This window comes from Aliikangiella litoralis (assembly GCF_052495765.1).
This window is the reverse complement of record NZ_CP199292.1, coordinates 2,687,999-2,703,997: the sequence shown is the minus strand read 5'-3', so window position 1 is coordinate 2,703,997 and position 15,999 is coordinate 2,687,999. Positions and strand designations below refer to the sequence as shown.

Annotated in this window: 14 protein-coding genes, 1 tRNA gene and 1 other RNA gene; 4 read left to right on the top strand and 12 right to left on the bottom strand. The window is 37.4% G+C overall.

Going from position 1 to position 15,999, the window contains the following annotated elements; translation table 11 throughout:
• Positions 1-25: 25 nt before the first annotated feature.
• From ACT5E3_RS11140 to ispF, 5 genes are read right to left on the bottom strand one after another with little or no spacing between them, the layout of a single operon-like run.
• Positions 26-610, bottom strand: coding sequence for a YqaA family protein (locus tag ACT5E3_RS11140; protein ID WP_444998381.1), 585 nt, complete (start codon positions 608-610; stop codon positions 26-28).
• Positions 607-1,275 carry a protein-L-isoaspartate(D-aspartate) O-methyltransferase gene (locus ACT5E3_RS11135; protein ID WP_444998380.1) on the bottom strand — a complete coding sequence of 223 codons (669 nt, stop codon included), beginning with the start codon at positions 1,273-1,275 and terminating at the stop codon, positions 607-609. Before ACT5E3_RS11135 ends, ACT5E3_RS11140 begins: the two co-directional genes overlap by 4 nt.
• Positions 1,272-2,021 carry a 5'/3'-nucleotidase SurE gene (surE, locus tag ACT5E3_RS11130; protein ID WP_444998379.1) on the bottom strand — a complete coding sequence of 250 codons (750 nt, stop codon included), beginning with the start codon at positions 2,019-2,021 and terminating at the stop codon, positions 1,272-1,274. The genes ACT5E3_RS11135 and surE overlap by 4 nt, the downstream gene beginning before the upstream one ends.
• Positions 2,014-3,084, bottom strand: coding sequence for a tRNA pseudouridine(13) synthase TruD (gene truD, locus ACT5E3_RS11125; RefSeq protein WP_444998378.1), 1,071 nt, complete (start codon positions 3,082-3,084; stop codon positions 2,014-2,016). The genes surE and truD overlap by 8 nt, the downstream gene beginning before the upstream one ends.
• Positions 3,074-3,571, bottom strand: a complete 498-nt coding sequence (ispF, locus tag ACT5E3_RS11120; RefSeq protein WP_444998377.1) for a 2-C-methyl-D-erythritol 2,4-cyclodiphosphate synthase — start codon at positions 3,569-3,571, stop codon at positions 3,074-3,076. Before ispF ends, truD begins: the two co-directional genes overlap by 11 nt.
• Positions 3,572-3,862: 291 nt before the next feature.
• On the opposite strand from ispF, the gene ACT5E3_RS11115 reads away from it, so the two are divergent.
• Complete coding sequence (locus ACT5E3_RS11115) at positions 3,863-5,053, top strand: amino acid aminotransferase (protein ID WP_444998376.1); 1,191 nt, start codon at positions 3,863-3,865, stop codon at positions 5,051-5,053.
• A 412-nt stretch (positions 5,054-5,465) separates the two neighbouring features.
• Positions 5,466-7,382, top strand: coding sequence for a DUF885 domain-containing protein (locus ACT5E3_RS11110; RefSeq protein WP_444998375.1), 1,917 nt, complete (start codon positions 5,466-5,468; stop codon positions 7,380-7,382).
• Between the two features lie 260 nt (positions 7,383-7,642).
• Here the strand turns inward: ACT5E3_RS11110 and recR are convergent, their stop codons facing one another.
• From recR to ACT5E3_RS11085, 5 genes are all read right to left on the bottom strand, one after another.
• Positions 7,643-8,254: a recombination mediator RecR gene (gene recR, locus ACT5E3_RS11105; RefSeq protein WP_444998596.1), complete on the bottom strand. Its 612-nt coding sequence runs from the start codon at positions 8,252-8,254 to the stop codon at positions 7,643-7,645.
• Between the two features lie 22 nt (positions 8,255-8,276).
• On the bottom strand, positions 8,277-8,597 hold the full coding sequence (locus tag ACT5E3_RS11100) for a YbaB/EbfC family nucleoid-associated protein (protein ID WP_444998374.1): 321 nt from the start codon (positions 8,595-8,597) through the stop codon (positions 8,277-8,279).
• A gap of 21 nt (positions 8,598-8,618) precedes the next feature.
• Positions 8,619-10,559, bottom strand: coding sequence for a DNA polymerase III subunit gamma/tau (gene dnaX, locus ACT5E3_RS11095; protein WP_444998373.1), 1,941 nt, complete (start codon positions 10,557-10,559; stop codon positions 8,619-8,621).
• A 115-nt stretch (positions 10,560-10,674) separates the two neighbouring features.
• An RNA gene (gene ffs, locus ACT5E3_RS11090) (signal recognition particle sRNA small type) lies at positions 10,675-10,771 on the bottom strand.
• A 63-nt stretch (positions 10,772-10,834) separates the two neighbouring features.
• Positions 10,835-10,924: transfer RNA gene (locus tag ACT5E3_RS11085), tRNA-Ser, on the bottom strand.
• Between the two features lie 323 nt (positions 10,925-11,247).
• Between ACT5E3_RS11085 and ACT5E3_RS11080 the strand changes: the two genes are divergently transcribed.
• Entirely contained in the window at positions 11,248-12,381 is a 1,134-nt protein-coding gene (locus ACT5E3_RS11080; protein ID WP_444998372.1) for a PilT/PilU family type 4a pilus ATPase, read from the top strand.
• An 86-nt stretch (positions 12,382-12,467) separates the two neighbouring features.
• Here ACT5E3_RS11080 and nadA read toward each other — a convergent pair whose 3' ends face one another.
• Both nadA and rmf read right to left on the bottom strand, forming a co-directional pair.
• Positions 12,468-13,484 carry a quinolinate synthase NadA gene (gene nadA / locus ACT5E3_RS11075; RefSeq protein WP_444998371.1) on the bottom strand — a complete coding sequence of 339 codons (1,017 nt, stop codon included), beginning with the start codon at positions 13,482-13,484 and terminating at the stop codon, positions 12,468-12,470.
• 203 nt (positions 13,485-13,687) lie between these two features.
• Positions 13,688-13,861 carry a ribosome modulation factor gene (rmf, locus tag ACT5E3_RS11070; RefSeq protein WP_444998370.1) on the bottom strand — a complete coding sequence of 58 codons (174 nt, stop codon included), beginning with the start codon at positions 13,859-13,861 and terminating at the stop codon, positions 13,688-13,690.
• A gap of 441 nt (positions 13,862-14,302) precedes the next feature.
• On the opposite strand from rmf, the gene ACT5E3_RS11065 reads away from it, so the two are divergent.
• A complete protein-coding gene (locus ACT5E3_RS11065; protein ID WP_444998369.1) occupies positions 14,303-15,865 on the top strand; it encodes a SulP family inorganic anion transporter in 1,563 nt (520 codons plus the stop codon).
• Positions 15,866-15,999 lie beyond the last annotated feature (134 nt).

Below are 15,999 nucleotides of genomic sequence, written 5' to 3'. Positions count from 1 at the left end.
CTTAAATGCTTGTTTTAGATGAGTATTATGTATATTTGTACAACAAATAACCGAAAATAGCAACTATCACAACCCCCCAACCCAAATAATCGATAGTTTGATGGAGTTTTTGTTCCATTTTTTCCCCTCCCAGCTTCATTATTCCTGCCACTAAATAAAATCGGCCTGCTCGACCAAAAAGGGAAGCAATCACAAATGGGGCTAATGCCATACTCAGTGCCCCAGCACTGATAGTAAAAATTTTGTAAGGTATTGGGGCAAAACCAACAATAAAAACAACCCAAACACCATACTCAGCAAACCACTCTACCGAATGTTTATACGTATCCATGTAATTCATTTTTTCCAAAATTGGCAGTATCATACTATCAAAAAAGAACATGCCTAAAAAATAACCAAAGACACCACCGAGAACACTCGTCACTGTGGCCACAAAAGCATAGCGCCAGACCTTATCTAAACGAGCTAGACACATTGGTGCTAACATGACATCAACAGGGATAGGAAAAATAATCGACTCAGCAAAACTCATTAAGCCTAAATAATAAACTGCGTACTTATGCTTAGCCCAGCGAAGACATGTTTCATACATTGGAGTAAAAATTTTCACTCAACAATCCCTCCAAGCAACGGAACAAACTTAACATCTTCTACCTTCATTGAAGAGATCCCTTCATCGCTTTTTTCTAATAAGTGGAGTTGTTGGTCACCATTTGCCGACGTTACCGGAATAACCATTCTTCCCCCTATGGCTAATTGTTCTATCAGTGGAGCAGGCACCTGTTCTGGTGCTGCAGTTACAATTATCGCATCAAAAGGAGCTTGATCAGCCCACCCCAAATAGCCGTCACCATGTTGATACGTCACATTATGTAAATTGAGTGCTTTAAATCGTTTGATCGCTTGTTTTTGGAGTGGTTTAATTCTTTCTATTGTATAAACCCGGCGAGATACACCTGCTAATATACTAGTCTGGTACCCACAACCAGTCCCTACTTCTAACACATCATTCATTTTACCACTCATCACTAACAATTCGGTCATTCGAGCAACAATGTATGGTTGAGAAATTGTCTGTCCCATACCAATGGGCAATGAAGAATCTTCATAAGCTCTGTGAGATAATGCTTCATCGATAAAAATATGTCTGGGAGTTCTTTCCATAACAGATAAAACTTGTTCACTAATGATCCCTTTATCTCTTAAGCGCTGAATAAGACGACTGCGTGTTCTTTGTGACGTCATGCCAATACCGGCAAGATTTTTTGTTATCATAATTTTGACATCCACTCTTTTACTGAATTAAGGCTCTGATAAGCAGTAAAATCGATGACCAACGGTGTGATTGAAACAAACCCATTAATAACAGCATCAAAGTCGGTCCCTTCTCCAACATCTTGCGGTTTGCTTGGAGGGCCAAGCCAATAAACCGTTTCACCCCGCGGATCTTCACCCGGCACTATAGTATCAGCTCTATGACGACAACCCAACCGAGTTAACTTATATCCAGCTAATTCTTCAAAAGGCATATCTGGTACATTAACATTAAGAATAATATTAGAGTCCAAACTATATTGACCTAATCGCTCAAGTAAATGGCTAATCACTTGAGCTGCAGTGTCATAATACAAACACTTTCGACCAGCAAGCGAAACAGCTATTGCAGGAAACCCCATGCTACGCCCTTCCATTGCCGCTGCAACAGTTCCAGAATAATGAACATCGTCACCTAAATTAGCGCCTCGATTAATACCTGCAACAACTATTTCTGGAGGTTCTGACATTAAGCGGTGTGAGCCTAAATGCACACAATCACATGGCGTACCAGAAACCGAGTAAAAACCATTTTCCTGTTGCTTACATCGTATAGGGTTGTCTAAAGTTAAAGCACTACTACTGCCACTACGATTTTTATGAGGAGCTACGACAGTGACTTTATGTTTTTTTGACAACTCTTGTTCTAATGAGATAATGCCTGGCGCATCAAACCCATCATCATTACTCAGCAATATATTAATCATTTAAAATTTCTCTCAGAGCTAAATCTTCAATATTAAAACACTCTCGTAATAGTGAAGTTGCAAAGCATCCGCTAGGTAGTGAAAATTGGAGCATTAGCTCTCCAGGTTGAACAAAATCCACCTGAACCTCTCTTGGAAAAGCACGCATGGGGCGACGAGCAGAATCAACTTTAGCCTTTGCTAAGCCTTGTAACCACTCCATATAAGGTTTTAAAATACTTTGTTCAAGATTTTGTGCGTCCCCAGCCACTTGTGATGCTTGTCGTCCAGGCAACCAGCCGCTGATATGCAAATCACCTTGCTCAACCCGTTCCTGTATTTCACTATCTAACTTATCACAACTAAAAAAAGAGCGAGTATCATTTAAATTTAAGCAATCTCCATCAATAGCCACATTCCAAGTTTTATTTTCAACTCTTTTTGCTAAAACCAAATTAAACAAAAAGGAGCGAGCAGCCGACAAATAAAGTCCCCTTTTATTTCTCGACTTAACTTTTAACTGCTCAGTTAACAATAATTCTGCTTTTGATAAATTATTCGCTCCATGACCGAAACGTTGATAACCAAAATAATTAGGAAAACCTTGCTCAGCTAGATTCATCACCGCATCTTTACTAACTTCACCAGATAAATTCCTTAAAACCAGTTTAAATTGATTTTCTTTAATGCTACCCAAGCGCAGTTTTTTATTATGTAGCGTCGAATGAATAATTTTAAAAAATTCATTTTCTATGGGCATATATTCTCTATTTTTGCCAGGCAAATGAACACTAAACCACTGCCTGGAAACACTAAATCGATCTTTTTTACCCGCATATCCTATATCTTTAGACTTTAACTGAAAGTGCTTTTGCAGCTGTGTGGCAACCCAGTCTGTATTACAGTTGTTTTTTTCAATATAAAAATAAAGATGTTCACCACTACCAGAAGGTTCAAAAGAAAGGCGTTCGTTCACTTGAAAATCTTCAGCATATTTTCGAATTGATGCACTGATTAAGGGAGAAACACTCGCCCTTGGTAACTTAGCAACATGCTGAGCATATAAAAAATAGCTATCCTGCATTTGAATACCGCGACTCTATTAGCGTCACAGCATGTACTGCAATCCCCTCTTTTCGTCCAACATAGCCAAGAGCCTCAGTCGTTGTTGCTTTAACATTAACCTGCTCAATTGATATTTCTAAATCATTTGCCAAATTTTCTCTCATTAAAAAGATATGAGGCGCCATTTTGGGCGTTTGCGCAATAACCGTAACGTCCAGGTTATTAATTGAACAGTTTTGTTGTTTAAGTAGCTTGTATGTTTGTTTTAGCAATTCACGACTATCAACTCCCGCCAATTGCTCATCTGTATCTGGAAAATGCTGCCCGATATCACCCATAGCCGCAGCCCCAAGTAACGCATCACATACAGCATGTAGCAAAACATCGCCATCAGAATGAGCAATCAAGCCAACATGATCAGCAATTGTTACCCCACCAAGTTTCAGCTTTTTATCACCACCAAATGCGTGCACATCAAAACCATGACCAATACGAACCACAGACAAACTACCTCAAATAAATGAATAAAACTATAGATTTGCTAAAAGCAGCAACATTCTAGTCTCAACCTGTAGACGATTCAATTATTCATCTGATTAAAAGAACCAAAGAAATTCAACTATAGCAATCCAAATAACGAATAAACATCATCAATTAAGGACAAAAGCTTCATAACTTTTAGTTTTGTTAGAAATTAATTATGCCTCATTACTGGCAAAAGAACAGTCAGTGAGAGTACAATTATCCCTCCTAATATTCTTGAATTTAGATATAAAAAATTTGACCGGAGCTATTCAATGTTTGACCAATTAAGTGCGTTACCTGCCGATCCACTATTAGGGCTAATTTCAATCTATCGAGATGACACTAACCCCAATAAAGTAGATTTGGGTGTAGGGGTTTACCGAGATGAAACCGGTCATACCGCTATTATGTCGGCTATCCAGAAAGCTGCCCGTCAGCATATGGAAACAGAAGATAGTAAAACTTACATTGGCCCGCAAGGGGTGCCTGGTTTTGTTTCGGGTATAAAGTCTTTGGTTTTTGGAACAGCTTCTTCAGCATTAAGTAATCAGCGTGTTGCAGGAATCCAAACTCCAGGGGGATGTGGTGCATTGAGAGTTGGAGCTGAGCTACTTAAGCGTGTAAAAGGTGAGCTCACTATATGGGTTAGTGACCCAACTTGGGCAAATCATATTCCATTGATGAAATCAGCAGGTTTAGAAATAAAACCTTATCCTTATTTTAATATAGAAACAGGTGCGGTTAATTTTGAGGCGATGGATGCTCAATTAGCTAAACTGGGTCCTAATGATATTGTTCTATTACATGGCTGTTGTCACAACCCTACAGGTGCTGATTTATCTTTTGAGAATTGGCAGCAAGTTGCCAAAAGAGCTTCCGAACAAGGTTTTATTCCTTTTGTTGATATTGCTTATCAAGGTCTAGGAGATGGATTAGAAGAAGATGTTAAAGGTATCAGATATCTATCAGAACAAGTTGAAGAACTAATTGTTGCCACTTCTTGTTCTAAAAACTTTGGCCTTTACCGAGAAAGAACTGGTTGTTTGATGATACAAACGAAAAATTCAGAGCAAGCAGATGCAATTCAAACTCAAATCCAAGATGTTGCTCGCGCCAACTATTCGATGTCACCTGCCTATGGTGGTTACTTAGTTGACATTATCTTATCAAATGATGCTCTGCGTACTGAGTGGAAAAATGAATTAGATTCAATGGCGCTTAGAGTAAAGTCTTTACGCTCAGGTTTATTAGAAAACATTCAACAACAAGGTATCGATAAAGATTTTAGTTTCATTACTCAACAAAAAGGGATGTTTAGTTATTTAGGAATCAATATAGAACAGGTTCGCCAACTACGTAATGAATTTTCAATTTACATGGCCGACTCAAGCAGAATTAATGTCGCGGGCTTAAACACGCAATGCCTAGAGTATGTTGCTAAAGCGCTCAAATCAGTATTATAACGGTACTCTCCATAAAAGCTGACTTTCTCAGGTCAGCTTTTATTCAGCTTTTTCTGCAATTGTTTAGTCTATCTGACCGAATAAAGTGGCCAATCAATTAAAAAATGATAAACAATACTGTTGTATTAATGCCCAATTGATACCAGCAAAACCTATGAATATTTTTATTAGCTAGCATTTTATTGAAACCTTAAATATCTCTGGTTGAATTAATTATCCCCATTTTGCTCGCTAGCTCACCTTATAACCATTATTTGGTTATTATTAGGTCTTTCAAAATTCATACATTTTACACTTGCATGCTATTCACAAGTATATTCATTCTGCTATATTCTTTTATACCAAACAAAATAATCACATTAATTGACGATAATATCGGCTTTATAATAAATCCGATTCAAGGATCTAATCTATGAAACTCAAAACCATATCAAGCATAATTGCAACAACATTGTTGGTTAGTGCTTGTAACTCTGATGAAAAATCCATGAATTCAACTCAACAAGCTAATTATAAGTCTGAGCTTGAAAACACAATCCCTCCGAAAAAAGAGCAAGTCACTGAACAACAAAAACTCACCAAGCTCTACCAAGAAGCCAGTCAAACTCTTTTTAAATTTCGAGCATTTTCTGCAACATTATACGGTTTAAAAGAAGCCGATGTTGGTGAGTATTTTTCAAATAAAGTAGAAGATTACTCTCCAGATAATGAAAAAAAGCTACGTCAACAATTATTAACGTTATCTGAAAAAATAAAAAAATATCCACTCAAAAGCAAAAATCAAATAGAGAAAGATAACCAACAAGTGATGGCAAATTTAACACGTTACTTCGCAGGCGATCCTAACTTTTCAATTGGTTATATTGACGTATGGATGGGACTATCTCCTTTTATCGTTAATCAAATTAATGGTCCCCTGATTGACATACCTCGTTATATGCAAAGTGATCAAGCAATCAATAATGAACAAGATGCACTAGATTATATAAAACGATTAGGCCAATATGATAAGTTAGTCGACAGCATTCAAAAGAAACTACAAGCAGATATCGATCAAAACTGGATCCCTCCAAAAGTTGTACTTACCGGTGCTGTTCGATATTTTGATAATTTTCTTAGCCCTAAGCCAGCAGAACATCCGCTCATAAAAACAATGATAGAAAAACTAGAGAAAGTAAATGAGTTATCTGCAGAAAAAAAACAAGTATTGAGCAACTCTGCTATTCAAAAAATTAATACCGTTGTCTATCCATCATACAAAGCAATCAGCAATAAAACCAAAAGTCTAATTGATAAAGCAAGAACTGAATCTGGTATTTGGGCACAACCTAATGGCGCTCAATACTATCAAGATGCAATTCTTCAGCTAGGAGATAGCGAACTGAGTGCAGAAAAAATTCACCAAATTGGTATTGATGAAGTCTCTCGAATTAGTCAAGAGATGGACTTAATCCTTCAATCCCAAGGTTATAAAACAGGTAGCGTTGGTTCTCGAATGGTTTCTCTTAACGAGGAAGATAGATTCTTATACCCTGACTCGGAGCAAGGTCGCAAAGATTTGTTAGCCGATTTAAATGGTTATATCGATGAAATCAATCAGAAAATGGAGACATTATTTAAAACAAAGCCGCAATATAAAGTTGAGGTTCGCTCTTTTCCTGTAGCCATTCAAGATGGAGCACCTGGAGGCCAATACACACCACCATCGGTTGATGGAAGCAAACCAGGTGTTTACTGGATTAATTTAAGAGATATGAAAGCCAATCCTAAGTTTGGTTTAAAAACTTTGACTTACCATGAAGCTAACCCAGGCCATCACTGGCAGGTAGCACTTAACATGGAACAAGACACTCTTCCCTTCTTAAGACGCATAGCACCTTATAATGCCTATGTAGAAGGCTGGGCCCTTTATTCAGAAAAAGTAGCAGAAGAAATGGGCTTATATGAAAACGATCCGTTTGGAAACTTAGGACGTTTACAAGCTGAATTATTTCGTGCAGTTCGCCTAGTCGTCGATACAGGTTTACATCATAAACGCTGGACAAGAGAACAAGCTATTGACTATATGGCCGATAAAACAGGCTCGGCAAAATCAGATGTGATTAGTGAAATAGAACGATACATGGCATGGCCAGGGCAAGCCTTAGGCTACAAGCTTGGCATGTTAAAAATAATCGAACTCAGAGAAAAAGCTAAAAGTACACTAAAAGATAAATTTGATCTAGCAGCTTTTCACGACTTGGTTTTACTGGGGGGCGCAGTTCCAATGAAAGTATTAGAGCGCAAAGTCAACTTATGGATTGAACAATCATCGAAAGATTTACAATAAAATAAACTGAAAGCCACTTTATTCAAAATAAAGTGGCTACACCTGCACCTTATGCTCTTCTAAAGAATTTTATTCGTTGCTCTGCTGACCAAATGCAGCAATTATTAGATTTCTACTAAACAAAGTAGTTTTGTTAATTTTAAGTCAACTTAATACCTGTCAGCTTGAATAGTACGATAACCTTATTAATAATTGAATTAACAAATATATAATATTGGTTGAACAGCTTGGTTATTCAAACGATACAATTTCAAATCAAATTAACTTTGTTTTATATTTTGACGGTTAGCTAGCGATAAAGCCAGTGTTGATGAGTCGAGATACTCTAGTTCTCCACCAATAGGCACGCCTTGTGCTAATCGGCTAACTTTTATATTTTTTGTTGAATTATCAAGCATTGAAACAATAAAGTGTGCTGTTGTTTCCCCTTCAACAGTAGACGAAGTAGCAATAATTAATTCTTCACACCCCTGCTCTATAACTAACTCTTTTAATAGATTTAAACCAATTTCTTCAGGCCCAATTCCATCAAGTGGAGATAAACATCCCATCAATACAAAATATTTCCCCGAATAGGAAGCAGTAGCTTCAATTGCTGCTATATCAGCCGGTGATTCAACAACGCATATAAGGCTATTATCTCTTTGCTCATTACGGCATAGTTCACATAACGTCGCTTCAGTGTAATCACGGCAACGCTCACAATGATCGATATTTTGCATTGTTCTTTCAATTAACTCAGCCAGCTTAAGAGCATTGTGCCGATCATTATTAAGTAAATGATAAGCCATACGCTGAGCTGACTTTTGCCCTACACCGGGCAAACATTGAAGCGCAGCAATAAACTGTTGAAGAAGTGGTTTAGATTCCATCATTCATTAATGGTCCAACAGTTTAAAATGGCATTTTAAAGCCTGGAGGGATTGGAATACCAGAGGTCACAGAAGACATTTTATCTTTACTCTGTTCATCAACTTTTCTGACTGCATCATTCACCGCTGCCGCAATTAAATCTTCAAGGATCTCTTTTTCATCAGATAAAAGCTGATCATCTATTTCAATTTTTCTAACATCATGGCGCCCAGTCATTAATACCTTAACCAGTCCCGCTCCAGATTGCCCTGTCACTTCAAGATTAGCCACTTCTTCCTGAGCTTTTTGCATTTTTTCTTGCATTTCCTGGGCTTGTTTCATTAAGCCACCTAAACCTTTCATAATAACCTCTTTGAAATAATTCTAATTGACTAACTTAATTGAGTCTCTAGCTAAAGTTGCATCAAGACTTTCAATCATATAACTAACTTGTGGATCCGATAACAATTTTTGATGTGCTTTATCAATTGCTAACTCATACAGTCTCATCATTCTAATTTTGGGGGTCTCACTGGTTTCTTCAATAGTGCTAACAGCATTGAACTCAATAGTTAAAGTGTCTTGTGAAAAATAATTTTTTAAATCCGCTTTAATACAATTTAAGGCATTCTCAGTTAAAAGCGTTTCAACTTTAGACAAATAATTGATCATTAATTTTCCTGACTCATAAACAGCAATTGAATTTAATAACACTTGTAAACCGCCCCCTTCAATCGTTAAACCACCAACAACATTAAACCAATTTTCAGCGGTTACCTGATCGATTTCAACTTGCACATAACTCTCTGAAGCAGTAATGATTTCATTTGCATTGCTTGGTTGAGAATTATCCAAGTTAATATTTTTCAACTGATTAGTCGGTACATCATAAGTTGCAGCTGTTGTATTCTCTTTTACCTGATTGGCTGTTGATGCTTCTTTTTCGACTGTATGATTAGAAGCTTTAGATAAATCGTTGTTCACTACTACACTTAAATGAGACTTTTGTTCCTTAAGTTCAGATATATTATCAGCTTTAGAGTTATCAATTTTTAGCTCAGCCATATTATTTTGAAGCGAACTAACCTCAGCGGTAGGCTCTATTTTATTTAACATTTCTTTCGCTAAATTATGATTACTTTCAACAGAAGTATTCACCAAAGAAGGAGCTTTGGTGCTCGCTGGTTCAGTTGTTAAAACTGCGGGGGCAGTATGATTTTTATGATTGTTATTAGGGCCCGGAGTTAAAGGTTTTGTCTGAGGTTTAAAAGATAAAATACGCAGCATTGCCATCTCAAATCCTTGACGAGGATGAGGCGCATAAGCAAGATCTCTTTTAGCATGTAAAGACAGTTGATAAAATAATTGAATGTCTGCCACACTGACTATTTTAGCTAGCTGCTCAACTTGGGAATCTTCGCTATTCCCTATTGCTTGAGCAACCGCAACTTGATGTAATAATGATAACCAATCTGCAAGCAATTCATTATAATCGGGCGAATATTGGCTAATATCTTCAATTATTTGAAGCAATTTATTCGCATCATCATCGCAAATTGCAGCAATGAGTCGAAACGCATATTCTCGGTCAATGCTCCCTAGCATATCTAATACAACTTGTTTGCCAACACCTTGTCCACCACAATAAGCAATCGCTTGATCAAGTAAACTTAAAGCATCACGCATACTTCCATCTGCACCTTTAGCGATTGGTTCTAATGCCCCCTCTTCAACTTGAATCTGCTCAGCCGAAAGAATATTGGTTAAATGGTTAATAATTTCGCTTTCTTCCATTCGACGCAAATGAAATTGCAAGCAACGAGACAAAACAGTAACAGGCATTTTCTGAGGATCGGTTGTCGCTAATAAAAAAATAACATGCGGAGGAGGTTCTTCAAGTGTTTTCAGTAAAGCATTAAAACTATGCCCACTCAACATATGAACTTCATCGATTAGATAAACTTTATAGCGACCACGAGTTGGACGATATTGAACATTATCTAGCAGCTCTCTTGTATCTTCAACTTTGGTTTTCGACGCCGCATCTATTTCTAATAAATCAACAAAATTCCCCTGCCCAATCTCAACACAACTACTGCACTCGCCGCAAGGCTGGGCAGTGATCCCTTTTTCGCAGTTTAAGCTTTTGGATAAAATTCGAGCAATTGTAGTTTTACCAACACCACGTGTTCCGGTAAAAAGATAAGCGTGGTGCAAGCGTTGGCTTTCTAATGCATTAGTCAGGGCTTGTGCGGTCTGCTGTTGACCAACAAGCTCCGAAAAGTCTTTAGGACGCCACTTTCTTGCCAACACTTGATAACTCATCAATCGCAACTCATTATTTTAGAATTCTAGAAATAGACGCTATTATAATCTATGCCAATAAAGTGTCACAGGTTTATTTGAGGATTGATAGAGAAGTAATGAAATTGGGTGGCAGTCCTACCAGCCACATCCCGGCACATGAGTCAATTGCTACCGTTGCTCCCTTCCGGGCCTGGCGGAGTTCACAATCTATCATTGCGAGAGGACCAATAGGACCACCATAATGTGAGTGCGTATTGTATACACTCCAAAAAATAAAACCAGTATTTTTTATCTGGCGGTGAGAGAGGGATTCGAACCCTCGATAGGTGTTAACCTATACACGCTTTCCAGGCGTGCTCCTTCAACCACTCGGACACCTCACCTAATTATCACAACTTACTAATCTCAGCAAAACACTTGAAACTATTTTTACTCGTATTTATGCTTTTGATTCTATTATTTAATAATGATTCAATGACTATTGAATAATAAATAAGCAAGTAGCGAAAAAGTCTATTTTGCAACCTAAGCTTATAAAATAACAAAGGTTAACAAGGCGCGTAGATTATACAATATCCTTTTAAATGGCAATGCTTTATAAAAGATAATTTTAGGTCTATGATAAAAACTGCCGATATGTAGAATTGAGTGTATCTGATTCTGAATCTTAGAATTGAATGAATATTAACAAAAAATAGGGCTCTCGATGGATATAAAATTATTACTTCGCTTAATGGCGGAAAAAAACGCCTCAGATCTGTTTTTTAGTACAGGAGCACCTCCTCACATGAAGATTGAAGGAGTTTCCACCCCAATGGGGCAAGGTGCTATGCCACCAGGAGCAATTCGAGATATTGCTTATGAACTCATGGATGACAAACAAATTCAAGAATTTGAAGAAGAATGGGAACAAAACTTTGCAATTTCAGTTGGTGATATTGGTCGTTTTAGGGTAAACGTTTTTATGCAACGTGGCGAAGTAGGCATGGTTATGCGTCATATAAAATCGGATATCCCGAATTTAGAAGAACTAAAGTTACCTAAGGCAGTTGCTGATTTAGTAATGGGACGTTCTGGATTAGTTTTGGTTTGCGGGCCAACAGGTAGCGGTAAATCAACAACCCTTGCAGCAATGATTGACTATCGTAATCGGCGCGACACAAGCCACGTACTAACCATTGAAGATCCGATAGAATTTTTACACGAACATAAATTATCAATTATCGATCAAAGAGAGATAGGTGTTGACACGAAAAGCTACCATAATGGTTTAAAAAATGCGATGCGTGAAGCACCAGATGTTATTTTAATTGGTGAAATACGTGATCAAGAAGCAATGCAATATGCTCTTAGTTATGCTCAAACAGGCCATTTATGTTTAGCTACGATACATGGGAATAATTCAAAGCAAGTGTTAGAACGTATACGCAACATGATACCTTCAGAACAACGAGACTCTTTAATGAAGGAACTTTCCAGTGTACTTAACGGGATTATTTCACAACGTCTGGTTATGAGCCAACAAGGTAAGCGAGTAGCGGCTTTAGAAATACTAATGAAAGCACCAGATATCCAAGAAATTATTCAAAAAGGTAATCTAGAAGAACTTAAAAAAGCCATAGAGAAACACCATATGGACGGAATGACATCATTCGACCAATCTTTATTTAAACTATACAAAGATGCGGTTATTTCAAGAGATGATGCGCTTAAGTTTGCAGAATCAAGAACCGATCTTAACCTTCAAATGCGTCTTGCTGAGAGTGGCGGTAAAACCGCTAATATGGAGCCTAAAAGTAAACCCAAAAGTAGCGGCCCTAATTTCTCTACCAAACTTTAAATGTCTGTTTGCTTTTTTTTAATTTACAGTGTTTAACCAATGAAACTAAGGGGCATAGCCTATACTATTCCCCTACTCTTTTTAACTTAGCGTTTAAAATTAACCATTCTTGATAAAGGAATTAATGCTTTTTCAATCAATTCTGGCTCTACAAAAATTTCATTATCATTACGCTCAAAAACTTCAGCAAGATTAGATAACTCATTCATTCTCATCCAAGGACATTGAGCACAACTTTGACAGGTTGCACCTTCACCTGCGGTTGGTGCAATGATTAACTCCTTGTTAGGTGCGGCTTGTTGCATTTTATGAAAAATACCTTTATCAGTCGCTACTATAATTTGTTCATTTGGCAGTTGCGCTGCCGCCTTGATAAGTTGTGAAGTTGAGCCAACATGATCGGCTAAATTAATAATAGATTCAGGAGATTCAGGATGAACGAGAACTGCTGCTTCAGGGTACATTTTGGCTGTTTTTTCTAAAGCTTTATATTTAAACTCATCATGTACAACACAGTGGCCTTGCCACAATAACATATCAGCACCAGTTTTCTTTTGAATATAAGCGCCTAAATGTCGATCGGGCCCCCACAGAATTTTTTCTCCTTTTGCATCAAGATGCTCTATCACTTCCACTGCGATGCTACTTGTAATCACCCAATCTGCAAGTGCTTTAACTTCGGCAGAAGTATTAGCATAAACAACAACGGTACGCTCAGGGTTTTGTTGAATAAATTGCTTAAACTCACTAGCAGGACAACCTAAATCAAGTGAACAAGTTGCTTCAAGTGTAGGCATTAAAACTCGCTTATCGGGGCTTAACATTTTGGAAGTTTCACCCATGAATTTGACTCCAGCAACGACTAAAGTAGTCGCTTTATGCGCAGCCCCAAATTTTGCCATTTCAAGAGAGTCGCCAACAAAACCTCCGGTTGCTTCTGCCAACTTCTGAACAGCGGGATCAGTATAATAATGTGCTATTAAAACGGCATTATTTTCGATTAATTTTTCTGTACAGAGGCTATTGTAATAATCGGCTTCTGATGCTGACAACACTTTAGGTGGTTTAGGAAAAGGGAACTGCTGAATAGTTGAAGCTAACATATTTGTGAACTAAAAATTTCTGGTCCAAGTATTATAACAGTAGTATGAGTTTAGATATATACCCCTTGCCTTCTAAGATATCGCTTTCAATATTAAAAATATGAAATAAAAAAGCCTGCAGAAGCAGGCTTTGGGAGATTTTTAAGTTAAAACTTAGTGGTTTAATAATGTATTATCTAAGTATCTAATTGTATATTGACTGTTTAAGTAAAATACCCTTTACTCATTTCTGCTCTTGCATCACGCCATCCACCTAACCATTGCTCTCTAGCATCTGCTGAAGAAAATGGGCACTCTTCGCTAGACTTTCCGCTAATTCCCGCAGTAAACCCTTTGCTATGAGCTCTTTCGTACCGATCACGTTTCTGTCTTTTCATATATGCAGTTACCTCTGTCTATATAGTTACACCATCAAAAATTTCAGTCTTTATCAATCAAGCCTCAAAATAATATTTTTATTAATATCACTCCTTAGACATTAGGATGATACAGATTGTTCCGCAAATAAAATTTTGCTATTAAAAATATAATATCAATTTCAAATTAGTTTTAAAATTAAAGTAATTTCTTTATATATTACATAACCTATTGATATATTAACTAATAAATACAAAGCCTATATATCACTTTCTCCTCAAATCACTAAATATGTATTTTTGAGATTATTTTTAAAGAATCAAAAGTGATAACTAGTTTGCATATTTATGCCACATGCAACATTGCTAGAACAAGTTTAAATATACTTAATATATTTGATTAAATATTGACACAGGTCTAACTTAGTGTAGTATTCGCGCCCTTGTATGACCATCCTGCCCATGTCTGTGTTTAATTTAATTACTCGTTCTCGTTATAGTATCAAAAATGATGTTCTTTCTGGTCTAACTGTTGCTCTTGCTTTAGTGCCTGAAGCAGTTGCTTTTGCATTTGTTGCAGGGGTCGACCCGCTTGTTGGCTTGTATGCAGCCTTCTTAGTCGGTTTGATTACCTCTGTCTTTGGTGGTCGACCAGGCATGATATCTGGTGCAACTGGCGCTATGGCTGTTGTAATGGTCAGTCTTGTCGCATTACATGGCGTAGAATACTTATTCGCTGCGGTGGTATTAACCGGAATCATTCAAATATTAGCAGGCGTATTCAAACTGGGTATGTTTATTAGAATGGTGCCATATCCTGTTATGTTGGGCTTTGTGAATGGTTTAGCTATTGTTATTTTTTTAGCACAGCTTGGTCAGTTCGAAGTCAGAAATGCAGAAGGTATGAAAGAATGGATGTCAGGTGAAGTTTTATATTGGATGTTAGGTATGGTAATTTTAACCATGTCTATTATTCACTTTTTACCCAAAATAACCAAAGTAATACCCGCATCGCTGGCCGCAATACTAGTGGTGACAGGGTTAGTTATTTTCCTAGATGCTCCTATTCCAAACGTTATTGATTTTGTTAGAAGCGAGTCTAATAATCCTTCTGCAACACTTGCAGCAGGACTGCCTAACTTCTCAATACCTGATGTGCCATTAAACTTTGAAACATTAAAAATTATCTTTCCGTTTTCTCTCATTTTAGCGGCTGTTGGCTTAATTGAATCTTTACTAACCATGTCTCTTATTGATGAAATTACGGAAACAAGAGGACAAGGAAACAGAGAATGCATTGGTCAAGGTTCAGCCAATTTAGTCAGTGGCTTTTTTGGTGCAATGGGTGGTTGCGCCATGATTGGCCAAAGCATGATTAATATCAACGCTGGTGGTCGTGGCCGGTTATCAGGCATATCAGCTGCAATAGCACTGCTTTTATTTATTCTTGTTGGTTCTCAATGGATCGAACAAATTCCATTAGCCGCCTTAGTTGGTGTTATGTTTATGGTCGTATTAGGCACATTCGAATGGGCCAGCATTAATATGATCAACAAAGTACCTAAGTCAGATGCCATCATTATAATCTTAGTGTCTGGCGTTACTGTTTTAGCCGACCTTGCGATTGCAGTGGTTGTTGGTGTTATCGTTTCTGCACTGGTATTTGCTTGGAAACAAGCCAAAATCATTTATGCTAGTAAATCAGTGAATGAAAAAGGCTCAAAAGTATACATGCTTCATGGGCCATTATTTTTTGGTTCGACCCAGAACTTTCAAGATATTTTTTCTCCACGAACAGATCCAGACGATGTTATCGTCGACTTTGCAGATGCGAGAGTTTACGACCACTCAGCCATTGAAGCGATAGATTCACTAGCAGAAAGATATGAAAGAAACGGAAAAACATTACATTACAGACATTTAAGTCCTGAATGCCGACGACTATTAACTAAAGCCGGCGACTTAGTTGAAGTAAATTTAATTGAAGATCCTGATTATCATGTCGTCGATAGCTCACTTGCATAAATTCTGGTTGAAGTGAATTTAGTGCCTGCCAATAGTTTCAAACTTTAACTATTGGCTCTTTCTAGAGAAAGGATGTGACACTTTGAATTTAGCCGCTTATAATTAGGTTTTAGTAATTGTCCATTATGCAACTT